The organism is Portibacter marinus (assembly GCF_021533195.1).
Taxonomy (GTDB): Bacteria; Bacteroidota; Bacteroidia; order Chitinophagales; family Saprospiraceae; genus Portibacter; species Portibacter marinus.
The window spans coordinates 12486-35565 of sequence record NZ_JAJNKB010000014.1; the positions used below are offsets into that span (position 1 = coordinate 12486).

19 protein-coding genes are annotated in these 23080 nt (G+C 38.9%); 6 read left to right on the forward strand and 13 right to left on the reverse strand.

Features of this window, described 5'->3' with window-relative positions; translation table 11 throughout:
- Window positions 1-252: 252 nt before the first annotated feature.
- The 3 genes from L2567_RS19860 to glgB are packed head-to-tail and all read right to left on the reverse strand — an operon-like array spanning window position 253 to window position 4867.
- Window positions 253-1545 (reverse strand): glucose-1-phosphate adenylyltransferase, encoded by a 1293-nt coding sequence (locus L2567_RS19860; RefSeq protein WP_235299609.1) that lies wholly within the window; start codon window positions 1543-1545, stop codon window positions 253-255.
- Window positions 1542-2963, reverse strand: coding sequence for a glycogen synthase (locus tag L2567_RS19865; RefSeq protein WP_235299610.1), 1422 nt, complete (start codon window positions 2961-2963; stop codon window positions 1542-1544). Before L2567_RS19865 ends, L2567_RS19860 begins: the two co-directional genes overlap by 4 nt.
- The gene (gene glgB / locus L2567_RS19870; RefSeq protein WP_235299611.1) at window positions 2960-4867 is read right to left on the reverse strand and encodes a 1,4-alpha-glucan branching protein GlgB; all 1908 of its coding nucleotides are present in this window, start codon (window positions 4865-4867) and stop codon (window positions 2960-2962) included. The genes L2567_RS19865 and glgB overlap by 4 nt, the downstream gene beginning before the upstream one ends.
- 142 nt (window positions 4868-5009) lie before the next feature.
- Here glgB and L2567_RS19875 point away from each other — a divergent pair, with 142 nt between their 5' ends.
- The 4 genes from L2567_RS19875 to L2567_RS19895 are packed head-to-tail and all read left to right on the forward strand — an operon-like array spanning window position 5010 to window position 8059.
- Window positions 5010-5660: a hypothetical protein gene (locus L2567_RS19875; RefSeq protein WP_235299612.1), complete on the forward strand. Its 651-nt coding sequence runs from the start codon at window positions 5010-5012 to the stop codon at window positions 5658-5660.
- Between the two features lies 1 nt (window position 5661).
- The gene (locus L2567_RS19880) at window positions 5662-6261 is read left to right on the forward strand and encodes a hypothetical protein (RefSeq protein WP_235299613.1); all 600 of its coding nucleotides are present in this window, start codon (window positions 5662-5664) and stop codon (window positions 6259-6261) included.
- A gap of 58 nt (window positions 6262-6319) precedes the next feature.
- Window positions 6320-7498 (forward strand): cytochrome-c peroxidase, encoded by a 1179-nt coding sequence (locus L2567_RS21220; protein ID WP_319942145.1) that lies wholly within the window; start codon window positions 6320-6322, stop codon window positions 7496-7498.
- Between the two features lie 48 nt (window positions 7499-7546).
- Window positions 7547-8059 carry a hypothetical protein gene (locus tag L2567_RS19895; protein WP_235299614.1) on the forward strand — a complete coding sequence of 171 codons (513 nt, stop codon included), beginning with the start codon at window positions 7547-7549 and terminating at the stop codon, window positions 8057-8059.
- 86 nt (window positions 8060-8145) lie between these two features.
- Here the strand turns inward: L2567_RS19895 and L2567_RS19900 are convergent, their stop codons facing one another.
- Both L2567_RS19900 and L2567_RS21225 read right to left on the reverse strand, forming a co-directional pair.
- The gene (locus L2567_RS19900; protein WP_235299615.1) at window positions 8146-9546 is read right to left on the reverse strand and encodes a tetratricopeptide repeat protein; all 1401 of its coding nucleotides are present in this window, start codon (window positions 9544-9546) and stop codon (window positions 8146-8148) included.
- Window positions 9547-9774: 228 nt separating this feature from the next.
- Complete coding sequence (locus L2567_RS21225; protein WP_319942146.1) at window positions 9775-10668, reverse strand: DMT family transporter; 894 nt, start codon at window positions 10666-10668, stop codon at window positions 9775-9777.
- Between the two features lie 63 nt (window positions 10669-10731).
- Here L2567_RS21225 and L2567_RS19910 point away from each other — a divergent pair, with 63 nt between their 5' ends.
- Window positions 10732-12396, forward strand: a complete 1665-nt coding sequence (locus L2567_RS19910) for a glycerol-3-phosphate dehydrogenase/oxidase (RefSeq protein WP_235299616.1) — start codon at window positions 10732-10734, stop codon at window positions 12394-12396.
- 297 nt (window positions 12397-12693) lie between these two features.
- Here L2567_RS19910 and L2567_RS19915 read toward each other — a convergent pair whose 3' ends face one another.
- Entirely contained in the window at window positions 12694-13686 is a 993-nt protein-coding gene (locus L2567_RS19915; protein ID WP_235299617.1) for an NADP-dependent oxidoreductase, read from the reverse strand.
- 157 nt (window positions 13687-13843) lie between these two features.
- Here L2567_RS19915 and L2567_RS19920 point away from each other — a divergent pair, with 157 nt between their 5' ends.
- Window positions 13844-14467 (forward strand): MarC family protein, encoded by a 624-nt coding sequence (locus tag L2567_RS19920; RefSeq protein ID WP_235299618.1) that lies wholly within the window; start codon window positions 13844-13846, stop codon window positions 14465-14467.
- A gap of 147 nt (window positions 14468-14614) precedes the next feature.
- Here the strand turns inward: L2567_RS19920 and L2567_RS19925 are convergent, their stop codons facing one another.
- From L2567_RS19925 to L2567_RS19955, 7 genes are all read right to left on the reverse strand, one after another.
- Window positions 14615-15931, reverse strand: coding sequence for a sugar porter family MFS transporter (locus L2567_RS19925; protein ID WP_235299619.1), 1317 nt, complete (start codon window positions 15929-15931; stop codon window positions 14615-14617).
- Window positions 15932-15942: 11 nt separating this feature from the next.
- A complete protein-coding gene (locus L2567_RS19930; protein WP_235299620.1) occupies window positions 15943-16668 on the reverse strand; it encodes an SDR family NAD(P)-dependent oxidoreductase in 726 nt (241 codons plus the stop codon).
- A gap of 58 nt (window positions 16669-16726) precedes the next feature.
- Window positions 16727-17713, reverse strand: coding sequence for an alpha/beta hydrolase (locus L2567_RS19935; RefSeq protein ID WP_235299621.1), 987 nt, complete (start codon window positions 17711-17713; stop codon window positions 16727-16729).
- Between the two features lie 213 nt (window positions 17714-17926).
- The gene (locus L2567_RS19940) at window positions 17927-18970 is read right to left on the reverse strand and encodes a phosphotransferase family protein (protein ID WP_235299622.1); all 1044 of its coding nucleotides are present in this window, start codon (window positions 18968-18970) and stop codon (window positions 17927-17929) included.
- Between the two features lie 88 nt (window positions 18971-19058).
- Entirely contained in the window at window positions 19059-20273 is a 1215-nt protein-coding gene (locus tag L2567_RS19945) for an acyl-CoA dehydrogenase family protein (protein WP_235299623.1), read from the reverse strand.
- A gap of 102 nt (window positions 20274-20375) precedes the next feature.
- A complete protein-coding gene (locus L2567_RS19950; RefSeq protein WP_235299624.1) occupies window positions 20376-21128 on the reverse strand; it encodes an SDR family NAD(P)-dependent oxidoreductase in 753 nt (250 codons plus the stop codon).
- Window positions 21129-21147: 19 nt separating this feature from the next.
- Complete coding sequence (locus L2567_RS19955; RefSeq protein ID WP_235299625.1) at window positions 21148-22941, reverse strand: acyl-CoA dehydrogenase; 1794 nt, start codon at window positions 22939-22941, stop codon at window positions 21148-21150.
- Between the last annotated feature and the right edge of the window lie 139 nt (window positions 22942-23080).

Below are 23080 nucleotides of genomic sequence, written 5' to 3' on the forward strand. Positions count from 1 at the left end.
AATTAAGGTTGAACGATTTTTTCATTTGAGCATGAAAGTTCTTACTGCATAAAGCTTTCTTTAATAAACCGTGTTACCATCATCCCTGAGCAAGAATTAATGGTATCCTCCCATATACTCAGATCTTCAATCAGCATAAGTATTGAAACACTCGTATCATCTTATATTCGAGACGTAAAAGTATAAATGACAATTTATCAAATAAATGAGTTGGCCTCCAATGCTCATCCATGACCGATAGAGGGATATATTTTAATATTGACCTTCTATAAACCCTATTTTTTTGTTGTCCGGGATATGAACACCCTTCTTGACCACCACGATACCATCTCGAATGCAGTACAAGTCTGTTTCTGAATCTTCCAGTTGGGCGCTCCCCTTTATTTCCACATGATTTCCAATCTTAACATTTTTCTCTACAATGGCCATTTCGATTTTACAATCTTTTCCAATACCTAAAAGTTTTTGCTGAGAGGCTTCAGAAATATCTTCTAATTTCTGATAGAAATCATTACCAAATATGACAGAATCTTTGACAAATGTACGTGGCCCAATTCGCGACCTTATTCCTATCACAGAATTTTCAATCTCCCTTGCATGTAAAATACAACCTTCAGATATTAAACTATTGTTGACTAATGTTCCAAATATTTTAGAAGGCGAAAGCATTCTCGCTCTTGAATAAAGCGGGAACGTATTGCTATACATGTCAAATTGTGGAAGAAAATCATTCAGCATCAGATTGGCCTCATAGTATGATTTAATCGTTCCAATGTCTGACCAATAGCCACCAAAAGGATAACTGGATACCTTGTAGTCATCATTTTCCACTGCATGTGGAATGAAGTGCTTTCCAAAATCTGTTGCTTCCGGCATGTCATCAAAAAGCTTCTTCATTGCTTCTTTACGGAAAACGTATATTCCCATAGAAGCCAGGTAGTGCTTTTCTTCCTTTGCATATTTCTCTTCGACAGGGGAAGTCCATTTATCCAATTGGTCTGTACTCGGCTTCTCGATAAAATCATTGATATTATCATCCTCATCGACCTTCATAATGCCAAAACCTGGCGCATCACTGGCGTCCACAGGTATGGTCCCGATGGTTACATCAGCACCTGTTTCAGTGTGATGGTTAATGATGGTTTTTAGATCCATCTGATAGAGTTGGTCTCCAGAGAGAATGATGATGTATTCATGCTCATGCATGTTGATCCTGGGCATCACTTGCTTGACTGCATCAGCGGTTCCCTGAAACCACTTTTCATTGTCCCGGGTCTGTTCTGCTGCATGGATGTCCACAAAACCTTTAGAAAATATGTCAAAGTGATAAGTATTGGTGACATGCTTATTCAAGGATGCTGAATTGAACTGGGTTAAAACCAAAATTCTCTTCAAACCGGAGTTTAGACAATTGCTCACAGGAATATCAATCAATCTGTATTTACCCCCTAGCGGTACAGCTGGTTTAGAACGGTCTTTCGTAAGTGGATACAATCTGGTTCCGGCTCCCCCGCCCAATATGATGGAAATTGTTTTTTCTGTCATTTTATTAATTTTTTATATTGATCTGCATACTCTTGAGCTGACTTCTCCCAGGAGAAATTCTTTCGCGTACATCTCAATCTTAATTTTTTGAATTCTTTTTTGTTCTTGTAAGTCTGAAGTGCTCTCATCATAGCTCTTGCAAAATCATACGAATTGCTTTGATCATAGGTAAATCCTGTCCCATCTTCCGGAGACTCAGTAACGGTATCTCTTAACCCACCGGTCGCCCTTACTACTGGCACTGTGCCGTATCGCATGGCAAACATCTGATTCAAACCACAAGGTTCAAAGCGAGATGGCATAACAATAAAGTCTGAACTCGCATATATTTCATGGGCAAGCGCTTCATTGTACATGATGAAAGACTTCACTATTCCCGGTGTTTCCAAATGTTGAATCTCAAATTCCAATCTTTTATCACCGCTACCCAGTATGATAAAACATGCATCATTGTCTTGTGTCAATAGTGCCCTAATCGCAGGAGCCAGCGTATCCACACCCTTTTGTTCTGTAAACCTTCCTATAAAGGAATACCATGCTTTATCCGGATTCAATCCATACTTTTCAGCGAAATGCTGCTTATTAGTTTGCTTAAAATTATCCCAACTCTTAGACCACTTATGAGTCAACAAATCATCAGTCTTGGGGTCCCATTCTTCGTTATCAATACCATTTAGAATACCTATACACTTGTGCCTTGCACCACCGAATAGATAGGCGAGACTGCCAGGTTGCTGAGTGATCTCTTCCATATAACTGGGAGAAACCGTATTGACCATAGAAGCACATCTCACCGCCGAAGCCATGGAATGAATGGTTCCATCCCAATCTAACAAGCCAGCATGTCTTCCTTCAAATGCTGGCAGTGTTTCGTAGTGATGCCAATCAAAGGCACCATAATAGGCTGCATTGTGAATGGTGTAAAAAGTTGGTACATTTTCGAGACCTCTGTACTCGTAACCATATTTCATAAAAAATGGGATCAATCCTGTCATATGATCATGACAATGTACCAGATCAAACTTGGACTGATCAGAATGAAGCCAACTCAGAACTACTCTCTGAAACGCAACATTTCTTTCTACTTCATCTCTGAAACCATGACCATCAGGAGCAAGATAGATGGAATCTCTGTCAAATTTTCCGGGGATATCTGCACAATATAAATCAAAATCCAAACCACTCTTCCGAATTTTCTGGATAGCAAATTGTATATAATCTCCTCTTTGGTAGAAAGCTCCTGTAAAGACTGTTTCATAAGCTTTGTCATGAAACCATATCATGTCATATTTAGGAATAATCACAGATGCTTCCACATCAAATTTCTTGAGGTACTTAGGCAATGATCCCACCACATCACCCATTCCACCAGCTTTTGCTGCCGGATAACATTCGGTACTCACTTGTAAAACTTTCATTTCTTCTCCTTTTTCAATATCACGGTTCCCAATGGCGCCAGACTCATTTCGAGACTGTATTCCCGACCATGAGATTTCTCCGCAATCGTGCTGTATACTCTTTTCTTTGAACTTCCACTTCCACCATACTTCACACTATCTGTATTTAAAAGCACTTTATACTTTCCTTTACCTGGAACTCCAATTTTATAACCATGCAGAACATTCGGTGTAAAATTACAAATGACCAAAACAGATTCATCTTCACTTTTTCGCACATAAGAAAGAACGCTGTTTTGATGATCGTCATAGGATATCCATTCGAAGCCATCAGGCGAAAAGTTCTTTTCATTCAATGCCGATTCTTCAACATAAAGTTGATTCAGGTCTTTGACCAGCTGTTGGATCCCCTTATGTAAAGTATAATCCAGAACAAACCATTCCAAGGATTCATTAAAATTCCATTCTGATCTTTGACCTATTTCATTACCCATAAATAGAAGCTTATCTCCCGGATGAGTATACATGTAGGAATAAAGTAATCTTAGGTTTGCAAACTGTTGCCAGTCGTCACCCGGCATACGAGAAATAATGGAACCCTTTCCATGAACAACTTCATCATGTGAAAGTGGCAACATAAAATTTTCTGTAAATGCATAAGTCATCGAGAAGCTGATCTCGTTATGATGGTATTTTCTATAAATGGGATCTCTGGAAAAGTATTCTAATGTGTCGTTCATCCAACCCATCATCCACTTCTTTCCAAATCCTAGTCCTCCTGTATGAGCGGGTTTGGTCACTCCAGGAAAAGCGGTAGATTCCTCCGCAATCATTTGCACATTGGGGAAAGTGCCATAAATGGCAATATTGAGATCTCGCAAGAAATCCTTGGCCGCCAGATATTCATTTCCTCCGAATATGTTGGGAGACCATTGACCTTCGTCTCTGGAATAATCCAGGTAAAGCATAGACGATACCGCATCCACTCTTAATCCATCGAAATGAAAGTGTTCAAACCAATAAAAAGCACTGGATATGAGGAAGGATCTAATTTCGTTTCGCTCGAAATTAAAAATCAAACTGTTCCAGTCAGGATGGAAACCTTTTTGCCGATCAAAATGCTCATAAACACAGGAACCGTCAAAGTCTGCAAGCGCAAATTCATCATTTGGAAAATGGGCCGGTACCCAATCCACGAGAACACCTATTCCTGCTTTGTGAAAGGAATCTACTAAAAACTTAAGTTCATCAGGATCTCCATATCTGCTGGTCGGCGCAAAATAAGAAGTAGAAAGATAACCCCAGGACGGATAGTACGGATGCTCAGTAATCGGCATCATCTCCACATGAGTAAACCCCATTTCCTTGACGTAGTCTACCAGGTCTTTTCCAAGCTCCTTATATGAAAGAGAATCTGTACCATTTTTTTTCCAACTTCCCAGATGGACCTCATATACTGCAAATGGCGACTCGTGCTGATTTTTCTCTGCTCGTCCCTTCGTCATCCATTTTTTATCTTTCCACTTATGTTTGGAAGTCCAAATAATGGACGCCGATTTCGGCATCAGTTCTGTTTTGAAAGCATAGGGGTCAGCTTTATGCCTGATTCTTCCATCTTTTGTGGAAAATATCTCGAACTTATACATTTCTCCCTCTCCCAGGCCTGGTGCAAAACCTTCCCATATACCTGAGCTATCCCATCTAACATAAAGGTCATAACCCTCACCAATCCAGCCATTAAAACTTCCTACAACCCTCACTCTGTCGGCGGATGGAGCATATACCGCAAAATAAACTCCTTTTTCACCATCCACTTCCATAGGATGCGCTCCGAATTTCTCATAAAGCTTGAAGTGTTTGCCAGCTCTAAAAAGATTGACATCAAAATCAGTAAAATAATTGTGAACCTTAGTTTTATTCTCCATTCGTTATATTTCGCGAATAATTTATTAAAATAATTCGTAAAAGCGGCTTTAATCTTTTGATAAAATCAATAAATTACTGAAATGCACGTTTTAAAGAGAAGTTGCCCTAAGTATACACCAGGATTCTGGCCAAAACAGAACTATGCATAAAACTTTTTTACTATTTCTATTCCTTCTATTTTTGATCAACTCTGTAAAATGTCAGGATGATTTCACTTTTCCCAAATCTGGTGATATAGGATTGAATATCACCAATGTTTTAAGTTCTTTTATAGGTAATAGTAGCAATCAGGATAACATCGCTTCCTATCCATTTGTCGCTAAATTGAATTACGGCAGAAACGCGGTCAGATTTGGTGTGGGTTTTACTTTTGATAATTCGAATGAGACTTTTGTAAACATTGAACAATTCATATTCAATAATTATCAGCTTAACGCGCGAGTAGGTTGGGAACGGAAGAAATACCTGGGCAATAGATTTGGCTTTTACTACGGATTAGATTTGGTCACGATGATCAAGAATGAAGAAACGACGGTAAGTAATTCGATAGATGTAACATCGATCAGAACCGACACTCAGGGGTTGGGAGGTGGCTTAGTTTACGGTTTTGAGTATTACATCAATAAGTTTATGTATCTCGGCACAGAAGGCAATATTTATGGACTATATAAAATCTCAAAGCGAACCGAGTCATTTCAATTCAACATGGACATCAACAGTGAACGAAAAATAATCGGATTTGAGGCGCAAATAACACCTCCTGTCAATTTATATGTGATGGTAAGATTTTAAGATGAAGCGAATACTACTTTTATTGATTATTTTTTATACCTATGGTCTTAGAGCACAAGACACCATAGAGGTAAGAACCCAGGAAGACTTGATCACTGAATTTGGGATGAATATAACGGCTCTCGTCAATCAATTGATTCCATTCAAACAGGTTTCGAATCGAACGGGACCTTATTCTGCTACATTGAAATTCATCAGAAACCAAAATGCCTTCAGAATGGGAATCGGTATGCATCTCTTATCAAATGATTTTAACGCTAATGTTCCTAATTTCAATGCTAAGGGTCCCGATATCTTCAATTTCAATCTCCGCCTGGGATTTGAGCGTCGACATCTGGTCAACGAGAAGTTTACCTTTTATCAAACTTTTGATCTGATGTTCATGGCGGGTAATTTTAATTCTCCGATCAACGATTTTTCTGACAATGAACATGCAGGTGCAGGGATTGGACTTGGCTTGGGAATTGAATATTTTATTTTTAAGAATTTAAGCTTAAGTACAGAAGGCATAGGGTTTTTAGGGGTGGTAGGTGGAACCTCCAGTATTTTTAATGCAACAGTAATACCACCCATATCTATATTTCTTAACTATAAATTTTAAGCCCATCATACAGAAATTGGAAAAAAATCGTTATAATAACAATCCACTTATGAAAATCATGAAGAAAACAATCTACACCACCTGTCTCCTGTCTTTGATATTCCTTCTCACCCTTAGTTGCGAGAAAAACATAGAAATTTATAAGAAAGACATTGTTCTGGAGCTGCCTGATGAAAACTTTGACTATATCAATGGAAGTTATAAAACCGCAATCAGTGAGGCAACAAGACAGGTTCCTCAACTCCTAAAAAATACCGGTGTAACCAATGAAGGGGCAAAATTAGGAAGAGTATTGTTTTATGATACCCAATTATCGCTAAATAACAGAGTTTCCTGTGCCTCTTGCCATGAACAGTCATTGGCATTTTCAGATTCTAAAGCTTTTAGTGTGGGGTTCGAAACCAAGGTCACGCCTAGAAATAGTATGGCCATTGTTAATCCAATCGTAAACAATAGTCTTTTCTGGGATTCAAGAGCCAGTTCGATTGAAGATTTGATTAGTGAGCCCATCAAAAACCACATCGAAATGGGTATGGAATCCATGGAGTCTTTGGTAAGAAAACTTAAAACTATTGAATATTATGATCCGTTATTTGAGGAAGCTTACGGAGATCGAGTGATTACAGAAAAAAAAGTGGTAGATGCCATGTCTCAGTTTTTGAGATCAATGGTTTCCATGGAATCCAAGTTTGATACTGGCGCAGCTAAGGGCTTTACCAATTATTCAGAACTTGAATTGAAAGGCAAAGAAATCTTCTTTAGTAAAGATGCACAGTGCTCTTCGTGCCACAAAGGCATAAATTTCAGTGCTCCGGACGGCGGAGGAGCAGGTGCGCGAATCTCTAACGATTTTATTGATCAATCGGACAACGGTTTTGGTGATAGCGAATATGCAGGTCCTGAAATCATGGGAACTGCAAATATTGGTTTGGATGTCGTTTATTCCGATAATGGATTCGGCCAGGGCCAATTTAAGATTCCAACTTTAAGAAACATTGAATTGACCGCTCCATACATGCATGATGGTCGATATGCTACTTTAGAAGAAGTGGTTGATCATTACAGTTCAAATATTCAATTGCACAATAATTTGGATGATAAATTTCTGGAAGCGGGGCAAGTCAAACACCTAAATTTCAATGACAGAGAAAAATCGGCTTTGGTTGCTTTCTTAAAAACACTGACAGACCAGGAATTTGTCACTGCAGAAAGATTTTCAGATCCTTTTATTAGGTAATTTCAGTCGATTGGGAACCGATTAAAAATTGAAAACATTGATGATCTTATGAAGACCAATCAAGTATATTCTAATTTTGAAAAAACCCAATATTTAAAAAATAAGATTTTTGATGCTTTTTTAGATGGGGATTATCCAATGGCTAGGGCATTTGTATCTGTCATGCTTAATTTGGCTGAAGTAGAGAAAGGAGAATGGAATTATTCTAATCTAATTCACATCAGTCATACCTATCTCGGTTTAATTCATCTTGCTGAGGAGAATATCGAAGAGGCAAAAAAGAACCTTTTAAAATCAATTAATTTTAAAATTGGCTCACCTCAACTCAAGTCTTTTGGACCCAATATGATGTTAGCAGAACAGCTATTGAAAGTTGGGGAAAAAGAAGTGGTTTTAGAATATTTGAAGAAGTCTGGTAAGATTTGGTATTTCATCTTTAGCTTTTACAGGCTTAATAAGTGGCGAAATCAAATTAGAAATAATGAGATTCCAGATTTCGGAGTAAATCAGAATTTACATCTCATGAAGCAAGAAAATTTAAATTTAGAAAGACGTCATTGATCAAAAAAAACAGTCTTCTGCAAGCAGAAGACTGTCGAATTTTGGTAATAAAGATTGAGTTTCACCCCTGAATAAAGAGGATTCTCTTACATCTTTGATTCTCCCTCATAGTAGTGTATGATAGAGAGTATGTCTTTGTCGAATTTCAGTGATGGATCCAGATCAAACAGTTTTCCGTGCATTGAAAAATCATCGATTAAGGCCTCATCCAATATCGCTAAAGCCTCTTTTTTTCTGCCGATCAGACTAAGGCAAACAGCACGACAGTAAAGCAATTCCGGACCCCAGGATTCTTCTTCAGCTTCATCCAGAGCTTCGAGGGCATCTTCTACACGCCCAAGTTTAATCAGCAAACTGGCATATTGGTACCATAGGTGTTCTTTGTAAGGGGCTAATTCTGTAGCTGTTTCGTAATACTTAACAGCATTCGTATTGTCTCCTAATTGAACATAGGCAGTAGCTATTCCTTCAAAGTACTCCTCCCTCTCTTCATCTATATTTGCTGCTTTCTTAAATGCACTTATGGCTGAATGCAAGGATTTCTCTTTCAAATAACATTGGCCTAAATAGAAATAAATTTCATCATTATAGGAGTCTAATCGAAGCGCACTAAATAAATTGGCTTTTGCAGATAACAAATTGTCCAGATTCAAATTGCATATTGCCATTTGAAGTAGTATTTCGCTATCTGGTCCGAAATATTGATTGGCCTCTTCGAAAATCGTGAGCGCCTTTTGATAATTATTGAGATAGATACAAGTCTCAGCACATTCAAGATAGGCCAGTTCAAAATCTTTATTTACTATAAAGCTATACTCCATGGCTGTTATGGCTTTGTCATATTCGCCTAAACTGGAGTAAGCATGTCCCAGATTATACCATGCCAAAAAGTTGTAAGGATTTATTTCAAGCAGCTCATTGTGAAATTCAATGCTTTTCTCATAACATTTCGAAATGTCTACGCTGATATATACTTTCTCCAGGGCCTCGGTGTATAAAGGATTGATCAAGAGCAGTTCTCTGAGCGTAGAAAACATCCGCTTATAACGTTTTCCACTCTCGTAAATCAGTGCTTCAGAGAAATAGATCTCACAAAGTTCATCTTTACCCGCATATTGCTTGATGGGCTCTAGCATTTTAAGTCCAACATTGCCACCGAAACACCTGGCTTTCAATATGGTGATTTCGTTCTCAAATGGTGATATGATTTCAGCCTCTTCAAGTACTTCAAGGGCTTCCTCTATTCTTTTACCTCTGATGAGCAATCTTGCTTTCGTGATAAAAAATTCAACTCTATATTGATATTGTTCGATGGCCATTTGGACCACAGCCAGCGCTTTGTCTATCAGAAATTCCCCCTGATAGTAATTGATCAACTGATAGTAAGTTTTTTCGTCGAGGTAAGACAGATTCCCAGTTTCTGACATAGCCTCGAACTCACTCACCAGATGTTTTAGTTTGTGGTCTCGTCTCGTTCTGTTTTCCATATTTCTCTTAAGCCGGATTATAATTAACAGGTGGTAAATATAAATAAAAAAGAAGCTGGCGGAATTGATTGCACCATTTATTTATCAACATATCCTTGACGAACTTCAAATTGGATAACAATTGCTAATTGTTGTTATTCAAGCTCATATATATATTTTTTATATTTATTTGTTTTGGATTATCAGCTAAATGTTTATAAAGCACTTCACTACACATTAGAATATAATCTACGTGTTCCGTGGAAAACTTTTTTTAATGACGAAATATAAACCAGTGAGAATTAAAATACCTGCAATGATCTTATGAAGGGTTAATTCATCTTTACCAAATCCAATGGACAGTACGGTGGTTATAAAGGGCTGGAGGTAGAGATATAAACCAGCGACTACAGGGCTTAAAATTTTAATGGCATATGCATTAAACAGATAAGTAAAGAAAGTGGCAAAAATGATGACGTAGATAAGTCCAATCCAGGCATAGGTTGTAAAGGCACTCCAGTCTATCTGAATAAAATCGCGATAGGAAATAATAATAATCATAGGTGCGGAGAAGGTGAATACCCATTTGATTACAGTCAAAGGATGATAAGTTCTAAGCAATGGTTTGATGAGCACCAGATAAAGTCCATAAGCGGTTGCGTTTAAAATAATGAGTGAATTCCCCAGTAAATAATCATTGCTAAAATCTATTTTTCCTCTGGCACTTAAAAGCACTGCTGTTCCGATTCCAGCGAGAACGATGCCTGCTATTCTATTTAGCGTCAATCGCTCTTTGAGTATAACTACGCTGAAGCCTGCTACAATAATGGGAGTGGTACTTACAAGCAGAGAAGCATTAATAGTCGGCGTTTTTTCCAGACCCATTAGAAATGAATTTTGAGCGATTACAATTCCGATAATAGAACAGAGAATAAAATATGGAACATCTTTCTTTTTTATTCGTTCTCTTATGAATGAGACATGTATGATCCAAAACATAGTTCCGGCCCCTATTACTCTGAAAAGTACAAGGGCTATAGGAGGAATAAAATCTCCTTGCATCACATCTTGGGCAATGATGTAGTTGCAGCTATAGAAAATACTGACAGCGAAGAGGGCTAAATGCGCTTTGACCTTATTAATATACTTGGATTTTTACATTGAGCTGAATAACTTACTTGAATTTACTGACCACAAGATTTAGATATGCATGATATTCCATTTTCTGGATTGAGAAGACAAGATATAGTAGAAACCTTGAATAAAGAACCGTTCGATCTACTAATTATCGGCGGAGGTGTAACAGGATGCGGAATTGCTCTTGATGCTGCCAGCAGAGGCCTTAAGGTAGCGCTTGTCGAGAAAAATGACTTTGCCTCAGGAACGAGTTCTAAATCTACCAAACTGATTCATGGCGGGTTAAGATATCTAAAGCAGTTTGATGTTGCGCTTGTACGTGAAACGGGTAAAGAAAGAGCTGTTTTAAATCAATTGGCTCCTCATCTTGCGCTTCCGGAAAAAATGCTTCTCCCCATTGTTGAAGATGGAACCTTCGGAAAGTATTCAGCTTCAGTCGGACTGTGGGTTTATGATTGGCTCGCCGGAGTTTCAGGTGATGATAAAAGAAGAATGCTAACCAAGGAGGAGGCACTAAAAAAAGAACCTTTACTGGATGAATCGATATTGAAATCAGCTGGTTATTACGCTGAATATCGGACTGACGATGCCAGACTGACCATAGAATTGATCAAAAAAGCAGTGAGTCTTGGAGCGGTAGCTTTAAACTACTGTGAGGTGGTTGACTTTTTAGAAGACGAAAAGATCAAAGGAGTGGAAGTAGTAGATCGACTGAAGAATCAGCACTACTATATCAAAGCCAAGAAGGTCGTTTCTGCAGCAGGTCCCTGGGTGGATACCCTTAGAAAAATGAACGATTCCTTTGAGGGCAAACGATTACATCTGACAAAGGGCGTACATTTGGTGTTTCCACATGTCAAGCTACCTTTAAAGCATTCCGTATATTTTGATGTTCCAGATGGAAGAATGATTTTTGCCATTCCCAGAGGAAGAGCTACATATGTCGGAACCACTGACACAGAATACCATGGCGATCTCAATAGAATTGTTGCAACCAAGGATGACCTGGCGTACCTTCTAGACGCTGTGAATAGTGCTTTTCCAGATATTGGCCTAAGTGCAGAAGATGTAGAATCAAATTGGTCAGGATTACGGCCGCTGATTCATGAAGATGGGAAGTCAGCTTCAGAAATTTCCAGAAAAGATGAAATTTTTCATGCGGATAATGGGTTGATATCAATTGCTGGAGGTAAATTAACGGGATATCGAAAGATGTCTGAAAAAATAGTCGATCTGGTATGTGATCTACTGAAAAAAGAGGAAAGCAAGCTATTTCCACCTTCAAAAACTGAATCCATACCACTTACTACGCAGCCATTTAAATCGAATAAGGAAGTAAAAAAATACATTGACACCTTAGCAGCAGCATTCGAAATAGAAAATATTAATCCGTACTATGCCTGGTACATCGTTACGAATTATGGACAGGATTGCAAAGAAATCATAGATGAAGCCAAGGGAGAGAATAAGACTATTTCTGAACAAGAACTAATTGCTGCTGAAGTAAATCACTGCGTAAAAAAAGAACTTACGGTGACTGTCGCAGACTTTTTTGTTCGAAGAACCGGACGTCTATACTTTAATATACAAAGTACCATCGATTATAAAGATTTCGTTATAGATAAAATGGCCAAATATTTTGATTGGTCACCAGAGCGTATAGAGAAAGAGTCAGAGGAAATGAACCAACTGATTCAAGACGCAACAACTTATTATGACCAGGAATTCGAATAAGCTTATTTTAACTTTATATGTGATCTACGCGCTACTTTATTTCGTGATCACAGCTATCATTTATCAACCCAGTTCGACTCAGAGTAAGAATATATTGATTGCTATTCTCCATTCGTTGAGTAATATGCTTTTCTGGATCAATGCGATAGGAATCTTTCTCTTGAGCATTTTACTCAGTTCAATAATAGGCATGATTGTAATGCACTGTCAAAACAAGCCCAAAGCCTTTGGAATCTTCAAATGGATATCAATCACAACCCTTCTGATATTTATGATCAGTTATATCATATCTCTATTTTAAACTTTTAGCACTAATTTTCCTCGCTTATCGCCACTAAACAATTTGAGAAAAGTGTCTCTAAAGTTTTCAATACCTTCTATGACCGTCTCTTCAGTTTTAATTTTACCCTCAGCTACCCATCGACCCAATGCTTGTAACGCTTCACTATACCTATCTGCAAAATGAAAGATGACAAAACCTTCCATTTTGGCACCATTGACCAATAATGACATATAATTAGAAGGTCCTTTCATTCCATCTGTACTGTTATACTGACTAATGGCACCACATATTACCACTCTTGCCTTCTTTTTTAAGGCTGTAAGTGCATGATCCAGAATGTCTCCACCTACATTGTCAAAATAAACATCTATACCGTCCGGACAATACTCATGAATTTTTCGTCTGACATTTTCATTTTTATAGTCAATGGCATGGTCAAAACCCAGTTCTTTTTTAATGTAATTGCACTTTTGTGGTCCTCCGGCAATACCGATTACCGTACAATTCTTGATCTTGGCGATCTGGCCCACCACACTTCCAACGGCTCCAGCTGCTCCAGAAACTAAAACGACATCACCTTCTTTTAATTCACCCACATCTAACAAGCCAAAATAGGCGGTCATTCCCGGCATCCCTATAGTTCCAGTGTAGGTTTCAAGTGGTGCCATCGATGGATCGACCTTATAGAAGCCTTTACCATCCGTCAACTTATATTGCTGCACACCACCCATTCCAAATACGAAATCTCCCTTTTTAAACTTATCATTTTTCGACTCCATAACCTCACCCACGGCACCAGCTCTCATCACATCATCCAATTTCACTGGGGGTATATAAGATCTGGCATCATTGATCCAGCCTCTCATCGCAGGATCCATAGATATAAACTTATTCCTTATGAGCATCTCACCATCTCCAACTTCTGGAATTTCAGTTTCTATAAGTTCCCATGTTTTTTCATCGGGAACGCCCACAGGACGATTTCGTAAAATTTGTTGCTTATTCATACTTTATATCATTTGCTGACCACTTGGCGTTGTCTGTTGAAATTGAAATTGTTCTTATCTCTTGACCTATATCACTAAGTTAAAAAGATACTGAATGTTCTATACTTAATCCCATTTAAAGGCAGTATGTTTGCACACTTTTTCTAAATTTCAACATATGGAACCTACATTTTCTATTATTAGTACTGCATTGGTCCTCACATTTATTTTAGACCCCTTTGGGAATGTGCCATTGTTGTTGACCATTTTGAAGGATATAGATCGCAAGCATCATCGCAGGATCATTATCAGGGAGATGATCATTGGTTTGATCATCCTGGTGCTTTTTCTATTTGCTGGTAGAAGCTTTCTGAATATATTTCATTTAGAAACCAGTTCGGTTTCCATAGCCGGAGGGCTTATTTTTTTAATCATTGCCTTAAGATTGATTTTTCCTGCGCCTGATGGCAGCTCCATTTTTTCTTCTACCGGAGGAGAACCATTCATCGTTCCTATTGCCATGCCGATGGTTGCCGGGCCATCTGCACTTGCAACGCTTATGGTCATGGCGAATAATCACGAAGGTCATCTTTCAGGCCTTTTTTTCGCAGTATTGATTGCTTGGGGCGCTACTGCTATCATTTTACTGCTCTCTCCACTGTTTTTTAGGTTACTTAGAAAAAAGGGATTGGTAGCATTAGAAAAATTAATGGGTATGTTGCTTTTAATTATGGCTGTTCAAATGCTATTGAATGGTATCAGCGAATATGCTCACACCTTGATGGCTACTTTCGAAAATTAAACCAGACTTAGCTTATCTAACCATGTCCTTATGTACAGCCGCTTGATTTCTGATTATCATTGTCATCTCTGACTAATTTTCTTCTGCGGAATTGTATATGTGTCTCACTGGGCCTTTTCGCACACAAGCTACTTTAAAGATTGTCATTTAATTTAATGAAGAATTCAGATCTTCCAGATTGCGACCTTTAGTTTCAGGCATCATTTTCCACACAAATAACAACTGTAGTAACATCATAAAAGCGAAAAATAAAAATACGGGTGCTGCTCCAATATTGGTAAAAAGAACCGGGACGAATGAAGGTATAATCGCTGCTAAAACCCAATGAGTACTACTTCCGAATGCCTGACCACTTGCCCGAAGATGGTTGGGAAAAATTTCTGAAATAAATACCCAGATCACAGCACCCTGTCCTATGGCGTGTGATGCAATAAACATGAAAAGAAACAGTGGCACAGCAAATCCCTGCCATTGATTTATAAAAGAAAGGGCCACCATAGTTAATGAGAAAATATAGCCTATGGAACCGATATACATCAATTGTTTTCTGCCTCGACGATCGATCAGGGCTATTCCAATCAGTGTAAATATCAGATTGGTTATTCCAATTCCCACACTGCTTAATAGTGCTGATTTTTCTCCAAGACCGGCAATTTCAAAAATTCTAGGTGCGTAGTACAGAAATGCATTGATACCGGAAAATTGATTAAAAAAAGCAATTAAAAAAGCCAGAATCAATGGAAAACGGTATTTCTTCATGAAAACATGTTCAGATTTAGGTTGATTTCCAAAGCTGTTTTCGATCTTATTAGCCAGTTCCTCTGGGTCTTCATTGGGATTGATTATAGCCAACGTTTTCATGGCTTCAGCTCTCTTAGATTTCGAAAGAAGCCATCTTGGACTTTGAGGCACACCCAAAACCATTAAGGTGTAAATCAGCGCAGGTAAAGCTTCTACGCCAATCATCCATCTCCATGCATTCTCAGGTATGCCACTTAGAAGGAAGTTGGAAATAAAGGCCACTAAAATGCCAAAAACAATGTTGAATTGATATAAGGCCACTAATTTACCTCGATCCTGGGCTGGCGAGATTTCTGAAACATAAGCTGGAGCGGCTATGGTGGATGCTCCGACGCCCAGGCCACCGATAAACCTAAAAATGGCAAACATATAAGGATCTGTAGCCAAGGCTGATCCAAGAGCTGATACCAGGTAAAGTATTCCGATGATAATTAGTGTTTTTTTACGTCCAAATACATCAGTAGGAATTCCTCCGAAAATAGCACCAATGACCGTACCCCATAGTGCTGATGAAATGATCACAAATCCATGAAACAAATCTCCCTTATCCCATAGTTCTTGCAAAGAAAGGTCCGCTCCTGAAATTACAATGGTGTCAAAGCCAAAAAGAAAACCAGCCAGTGCAACAGTTAATGACCAATACCAAATTTTTCTACTTGTCATCATTCAATGTGTTAAAGTGATAATCCTCCGTCTAATGTTATACATTGCCCCATCATGTAGGACGATTGGTCAGAAGCCAACCAAATGGCTGCGTCCGCAATTTCGTTTGCTTCTCCATATCTTCGCAAAGGAATGGATTTTTTTAAAGCCTCCTCTAACTCGGGTTTATATTGAAACATTTTATCCAACAATGGAGATATGGTATATCCGGGACAAATGGCGTTGATGCGAATATTCTTACTTGCATATTCCATAGCAGCCGATTTGGTCATCCCAACAACTGCAAATTTAGAAGCTGAGTAACTAATGTTATTGGGAGATGCTTTTAATCCTGCTAAGGATGCAATATTGATAATATTGCCATGCCCCTGATTGAGCATTTGCTTTAAGGCTGCTTTCATTCCATAAAAAACACCGGTCTGGTTCACAGCTATGACATTTTCCCAGTCTTCAAAGCTAAAGTCAGCGGTCTTTACCAGTTTTTTAGGTCCGATTCCGGCATTATTAATCATTACATCAACTTTTCCCCATTGATTTACACAAGTATTGATCAAATTCTCTACCTCATTGTACTGGGTTACATCCACCTTTTTGTGGATTATATTTTCATCCTGTGATTCATTAGCAATGTTGATATCTCCCAATAAGCAACGATAGCCCGCTCGCAGAAAAGTTTCGGCCATGGCTTTTCCCAATCCGGATGCTGCACCCGTTATGACGGCAGTTTTGTTTTGCATAAAAAGTCTGTGAATATAAGCTTGTCACTAAAGTTAAGATTATTCTAAAAATGACAGTCTAAATCTCAATATTTAGTTGATTCCGAAGAAAAGAAATAATTACTTCCACAGTAAGAGGATACTGAGAAGTCTTTATCTCACTTCCCATGAAATGGGTTTCAGGTTGATCCATGGGCTTCAGTACTTTCAAAGAATCAGGGGTCGAAAATTGCTTGAAAATTTTTGGGAAAATATCAACCTCGACATGACTGTCTTCTTGTATGATGTTTTTCTTATAATAAACCAACAACAAGGGTACAGTCACCTCACTAAAGGTCTCAGGCTTCATGGTTGTCTGCACTAAATTTTGCAAATGACTAAGAGCTTCAGCTGGATAAAGAGTGTCCCAATACAGATCAGCTTTTGGCTCTTTAAATTCTAATTTTCGATTTTCACCACCAGCTACTATATGCGCGACTTCCTCACCAATCAATGTATTCAAGATACCAGCACCAGTTTGATCATCTTTATAATTAGGAGAAATATTGATGATCGCGTGTACTTTTTCAGGATATTTTGCGGCCAACAAGGTGGCTAATGTGCCTCCGGTCGAAGTACTCATAATGATGGTTTTTTTTCCAATAGCATTGCCGATTGCAAGTGCTTCCTTAGCATCTTCCCATGAATTTTCAGGTGTGAAATCCTCCATTGAATGGGGTGGAAATTGCCCATGATCCCCCCACCGGGCATGGTAAACATTAGCCTTCAAGGTATCCGCTATGATTTGATTTGCAGGGAAGCCATCCATGTAAGATCCGGCAAAACCATGGAGATATACCACAGAATAATCAGTTTTTATGGGCTGATTATTATAAAAGTCGATTCTGGCTTGGTTGTCCTCTCTTATAGGAAAATTAGACTCCGCCATGGCTATGGAATCTTGCAATGACTTCAGAGGCTTTTCAATCTCCCGAAAATCAAAATCATAATTTGGTTTGACCTCAGAGCTATCTTTGCACTGCTGAATACCAATAAGAAACATGAAGAGGACGGCTACATTTTTCATATCCATTAGTATTATTCCTACGTACAGTCAAAGGTTCGATCAGTACATCATTTAAATCATAAAGCACTGATCCATTTATCTTAGCGATGATAGTCGTAACTTAACCATCATTTGAAATCTTAAAAACCAAACTTATCACTTGAATTAAGACTAAAAGTGTTTAAAGGAAATACTCACGCAAGTCCCACTTCTCTTTTAATTAGGAAATACTGTTCAATCTATCCTCTTTTTTTGAATAGCATATTTAGCCATCTTGCAAAGTCCTTCACTAGCAGACTCCAAATTCTTAAATTTGGGATCTTTGGTTAATCCTTTTTGATACCGATAGAAGATTTGCTGCGCGATCACTGCTATTTTGAAAAGTCCATATATATAGTAGAAAAGTATGTGATCAACACTCCGGCGAGTAAGTAGAGCATATCTTTCGACCAATTCTGATCTTCCCGGATTCCCCGGAAAAATAGTAGACGACGGCAAACCTTTCTGTAAAAATCCAGGATCGCTTTTCACTGTCCAATATCCCAATGTTGTTCCTAAGTCCATTAATGGATCTCCTATGGTCGCCATTTCCCAATCTAAAACGGCATTAATTTGCTCAAATGATTGGTCTTTAAAAACTACATTGTCATAGCGAAAATCGTTGTGAATCAAAGAGTAGTCTTCGGATTCCACCTGATGCTCAGCAAGCCAATTCATGACAAACCCAGCCTCATCGACCTCCTTTGTTTTTGCTGCAATATATTGTTTCGACCAGTTGGAGACCTGTCTCTTTACATAACCTTGAGGTCTGCCAAAATCTGATAGTCCTAAAATTTCAGTGTCCAGATTATGTAACTCGACGAATGTCTTGAGCCAGGTTTCAGCTATTTGTTGAAATTCAGACTCCGATCTCTTTTCATTTCTAATGATGATTCCCTTAACCCTTTCCATGATGTAGAAAGGAACACCGAGCAACTGTGTATCATCAAAGAAATAAACTTCAGGGACTTTATTCCAGTGACCATTTAAAGCGCTTAAAATCTTGTATTCCCGTGCCATGTCATGGCCTCGCTTAATGGCACCCAGAGGAGGTCTGCGTAAGACAAATTCCTTATTTTCAGTACTGATGAGATAGGTCAGATTCGAATATCCCTTTGAGAATTGTTTGAGGTCAATGGAAGACTTATCATCCTCAATGAGTGAAGCTTCATTTAGTATTTCTCTAATTTTGACTTCAGCAATTTCTTCGCCTGAAAGAACTTCTCTTATATCACTCATATTCCAAATTACTAAAATCTCATCAATGTGAAAAGACCCCTCAAGTGGGCGGCCTTTTTTTATTTATACGGAGTCATCAATTTACTAGTCAATAATCAGCTTCTCTTGCAATTTGCTTTCCCAACTGATACATGTGCACTTCATCGGGACCATCTGCGAGTCGTAATATACGGGCAGCTGCATAGAAATGAGCCAGTGGTAAATCCTGGCTGAGGCCCAAACCTCCATATATCTGGATGGCGCGATCTATAACTTTACAGGCCATTCGGGGTGCGACAATTTTAATCATGGCAATCAAATCTTTTGCCGCCTTATTACCTTCTTTGTCCATTTTATCTGCAGCTGCGAGGCAAAGTAGTCTTGCTTGATCAATTTCACATTTACTCAAAGCCAATTCCTGTCTTATACTACTATAGTCTTTGAATGTTTTTCCAAAAGTCTGCCTTTCGTTCACCCTACGTGCCATTAATTCAAGAGATCTTTGAGCCATCCCGATCAATCTCATACAATGATGTATTCTGCCTGGTCCCAAGCGACCTTGTGCAATTTCAAAACCTCTTCCTTCACCCAAAAGCATATTCTCCTTAGGAACACGGACATTATTCAACTTAATTTCACCATGTCCCTCTGGAGAATCATTGTAACCAAACACTGTCATAGGTCTGATGATGTGTACACCTTCCGTACTTACCGGTACTAAGATCATGGATTGTTGCAAATGTCTGTCTGCATTGGGATCAGTTTTACCCATAACAATCAGAATCTTGCAATTGGGATGTAGCGCACCTGAAGACCAAACTTTATGACCATTAATAACGTAGTCCTCTCCATCTGATTTGATAGTAGTTTCGATATTGGTTGCATCCGAAGAAGCCACCTGGGGTTCAGTCATCAGAAAAGCAGATCGGATTTCACCCTTTAATAATGGATTCAACCATTGATTTCTTTGATTTTCATTTCCATACCGGGCTAAGACTTCCATGTTTCCTGTGTCCGGGGCAGAGCAATTAAATATTTCTGATGACCAAAGGACTCTACCCATGATCTCCGCTAATGGAGCATATTCTAAGTTGGTTAATCCCGGACTATATGCTCCGTAAGCTTTAGGAAGGAACAGATTCCACAAGCCGGCTTCCTTTGCCTTTGCTTTTAGGTCATTGAATCCGGGCCAAATCTGCCAGTCAGATTTAGGATCATGATGGAATGCTGAAACTTGTTTTTCCAGCGGATAAATGTGCTCGTCCATGAAGGCCTGTAAACGATTTTGATAATCTCTGACGCTGTCTGTGTGTTCAAAATTCATTTCTGCATATAGTTATGTTTTCGTAAAAAACACGGAATAGCCATTGTTTCATTGACAAATGATCTTGCTCATTCCAACACTTCGTAAGTTGTGAAACATTCGTCATTTGACCAGGTAACCTCCATCCGCTGTATAGACACCCCCAGTCATGTATGACCCATCATCCGAAGCCAGCAACAAAGCCAGACCTGTCATCTCTTCAGGCATGGCCATTCTCCCACTTGGAATAGATTCTTCCAGATGGTCCAGAATTTTTTCATTCGACCATAAGGCCTGGCTAAACTTAGTTTTTACCAGTCCCGGACAAATGACATTGCACCTTACCTGATGCTTCCCCCATTCCTTAGCCTGATTTTTAGTCAACATAATAACAGCAGCTTTACTCATAGAATACAGTCCTAATCCAAATCCAGGATGTAGACCCTCCACAGAACTCACATTGATGATCGAACCTCCATTATTCTCGATCATGTGAGGCAGTACTAAATTAGATAAAGACCAAACGGATTTGACATTGACATTGATGATCTTATCAAAAGCCACGTCCTCCACATCCTCTATTGGTCCAAAAACAGGATTGATAGCCGCATTATTGACTAAAACATCAATTTTCCCATAAGCCTGAATCGTTTTTTCCACCAGGGATTGTCGTTGTAAATCATCCCCAACATGACATTCAATTCCAGTGGCTTCATATCCTTTGCCCTTCAGGTCAAATGCAACCTCCTCACATGCTTCCTGCTTTCTGCTGCTGATCACAACCTTAGCTCCTTGCTTGCAAAAGCGTTCAGCGATTGCCTTTCCAATACCTTTGCTAGAGCCCGTTATAATGGCCACTTTATCGTCTAAATTCATTTTGTTAATGGTTGTGAAATTAAATCAGTACTTCTTGCTGCGTCTTTAATGTCAATGTGGCTTCGTCCATAATAATATCCTTTAAGCCTGATATGGCTTTAAGTTCATAATGAAAAAAATACCTCATCGTGTGAATCTTACTATCTAAAAATTGATCATCATAGGTGCTAGAACCTTTCATTTCGTGTGCTTTAACCGCCATTTTGAGCCATTGCCAAGCCACGCAAACCGTTGAAAAATAGTTCATGAACAAGGTGGCATCTGCTAAATAGGTATTAAATTGACCCCTTTGAGCAAACTGACCCAGATATTGCATAATATCTACAATGTCTTTCAACCTTCTGCCCAATTGATCTGCATACTTTGAAAATCCTTCAATTTTTTGTGCTTTCTGCATGGTTTGGCTTATCTCCTGAGCCAACAATTGAGGTGCTAAACCATCTTTCATGGTCATTTTACGGCCTAATAAATCAATCGACTGAATGCCTGTAGTTCCCTCATACAAACTAAATATTCTTATGTCTCTAAAATACTGTTGCAAGATGTACTCTGAGCAAAAGCCATAGCCTCCCAGTACTTGTAGCCCATCGGAAACCGAGGAAATGCCCTGCTCTGAGGGATAGGTTTTGGCCATGGGGGTAAGCAATTCGAGCAACAAATGCCATTTTTGCCTTTCTTCATCATCCGAAGCAATGGTCATCGCATCGTGGTAAAATGCTGCCTGTAAAACCAAACTCATTGCGCCTTCACTTATGGCTTTTTGACGCAGCAACATCCGCCTTACATCTGGGTGATTTATAATCAATGTTTGGTCCTGTGACAGATCTTTTTTCCCGCTATCCGAAATCTTTCTACCTTGACTTCTTTCATTGGCATATTTTAAGGAGGCCTCATAAGCCGCCATGGCAATAGCAGCAGCACCTCTTCCTACCGCGATCCGTGCTCCATTCATCATTTTAAACATGTGCGCCAATCCTCGATTCTTTTCACCCACTAATTCACCAATACACGAATCCTTTTCTCCAAAGATTAAATGTGTTGTACAATAGCCTTTCTGCCCCATTTTCAAGAACTCTCCTGCCGTTGTCACATCATTGGAACGACCATCCGGTTTGTATTTTGGTACTGTGAATAATGAAATTCCTTTTGTGCCTGCAGGGGCACCTTCTATTCTGGCCAATAATAAATGTATGACATTATCTACGTGCTCATGATCGCCACCAGAAATGAAAATCTTTTGACCTTTGATCTTGTATGTTCCATCTTCTTGAGGATATGCTGTGGTCGTAATATCAGATAAGGACGACCCAGCCTGAGGTTCTGTCAGGCACATGGTACCCGCAAATACTCCTGTAATCATTTGCTCACTGTATTTAGCAATCAAATCCTCTGACCCAAATTCCAGTATCAACTCTAATGCACCAAAGGTCAAACCCGTATATCCCGGCATGGAATTGTTAGCCGCGTCCATAATGGCAAGTGCAACGGTATGGACTGACAAAGGAATTTGCAACCCACCGTGCTCTGCCGGCAATGGTCCAGCTATAATACCCAAATCTGCTCCTTCTTTGAACATCTTACCAACTTGCTCATGAGTGACAATTTTGCCATCTTGAAAGTGTGCGGGATGCTCATCCATTTCCTGGAAATAAGGAAAAAGCTCTTTCTCAGAAAAGTCAGTGATTGCATCGAGAAACATACTCAGTCCTTCTCTGTCATGATCACTGAAATAACCTTCTTTTAAATGTGTGTCCGCTTCGAGTACATCGAAAAGTTGGAATTTTAAAGTATCTGTATTTATAAATGTAGCCATGTATTTTGCTTTTGCGCTTTTAAGTTACAAATTCTGCTGTGTTTTTTGACTTTATGTCAATTTTTCAAAGTACAACAATCTCCCTTTGTCTACAGAAATGTTTATACGGAAGCCATACAAAGCAAAATACCTCCTATAA

Excerpts from the sequence above, each read along its gene's own strand:
- L2567_RS19860 (WP_235299609.1), bottom strand. The coding sequence starts at position 1,545 with ATGACAGAAAAAACAATTTCCATCATATTGGGCGGGGGAGCCGGAACC.
- L2567_RS19865 (WP_235299610.1), bottom strand. The coding sequence starts at position 2,963 with ATGAAAGTTTTACAAGTGAGTACCGAATGTTATCCGGCAGCAAAAGCT.
- glgB (WP_235299611.1), bottom strand. The coding sequence starts at position 4,867 with ATGGAGAATAAAACTAAGGTTCACAATTATTTTACTGATTTTGATGTC.
- L2567_RS19875 (WP_235299612.1), top strand. The coding sequence starts at position 5,010 with ATGCATAAAACTTTTTTACTATTTCTATTCCTTCTATTTTTGATCAAC.
- L2567_RS19880 (WP_235299613.1), top strand. The coding sequence starts at position 5,662 with ATGAAGCGAATACTACTTTTATTGATTATTTTTTATACCTATGGTCTT.
- L2567_RS21220 (WP_319942145.1), top strand. The coding sequence starts at position 6,320 with ATGAAGAAAACAATCTACACCACCTGTCTCCTGTCTTTGATATTCCTT.
- L2567_RS19895 (WP_235299614.1), top strand. The coding sequence starts at position 7,547 with ATGAAGACCAATCAAGTATATTCTAATTTTGAAAAAACCCAATATTTA.
- L2567_RS19900 (WP_235299615.1), bottom strand. The coding sequence starts at position 9,546 with ATGGAAAACAGAACGAGACGAGACCACAAACTAAAACATCTGGTGAGT.
- L2567_RS19910 (WP_235299616.1), top strand. The coding sequence starts at position 10,732 with ATGCATGATATTCCATTTTCTGGATTGAGAAGACAAGATATAGTAGAA.
- L2567_RS19915 (WP_235299617.1), bottom strand. The coding sequence starts at position 13,686 with ATGAATAAGCAACAAATTTTACGAAATCGTCCTGTGGGCGTTCCCGAT.
- L2567_RS19920 (WP_235299618.1), top strand. The coding sequence starts at position 13,844 with ATGGAACCTACATTTTCTATTATTAGTACTGCATTGGTCCTCACATTT.
- L2567_RS19925 (WP_235299619.1), bottom strand. The coding sequence starts at position 15,931 with ATGACAAGTAGAAAAATTTGGTATTGGTCATTAACTGTTGCACTGGCT.
- L2567_RS19930 (WP_235299620.1), bottom strand. The coding sequence starts at position 16,668 with ATGCAAAACAAAACTGCCGTCATAACGGGTGCAGCATCCGGATTGGGA.
- L2567_RS19935 (WP_235299621.1), bottom strand. The coding sequence starts at position 17,713 with ATGAAAAATGTAGCCGTCCTCTTCATGTTTCTTATTGGTATTCAGCAG.
- L2567_RS19940 (WP_235299622.1), bottom strand. The coding sequence starts at position 18,970 with ATGAGTGATATAAGAGAAGTTCTTTCAGGCGAAGAAATTGCTGAAGTC.
- L2567_RS19945 (WP_235299623.1), bottom strand. The coding sequence starts at position 20,273 with ATGAATTTTGAACACACAGACAGCGTCAGAGATTATCAAAATCGTTTA.
- L2567_RS19950 (WP_235299624.1), bottom strand. The coding sequence starts at position 21,128 with ATGAATTTAGACGATAAAGTGGCCATTATAACGGGCTCTAGCAAAGGT.
- L2567_RS19955 (WP_235299625.1), bottom strand. The coding sequence starts at position 22,941 with ATGGCTACATTTATAAATACAGATACTTTAAAATTCCAACTTTTCGAT.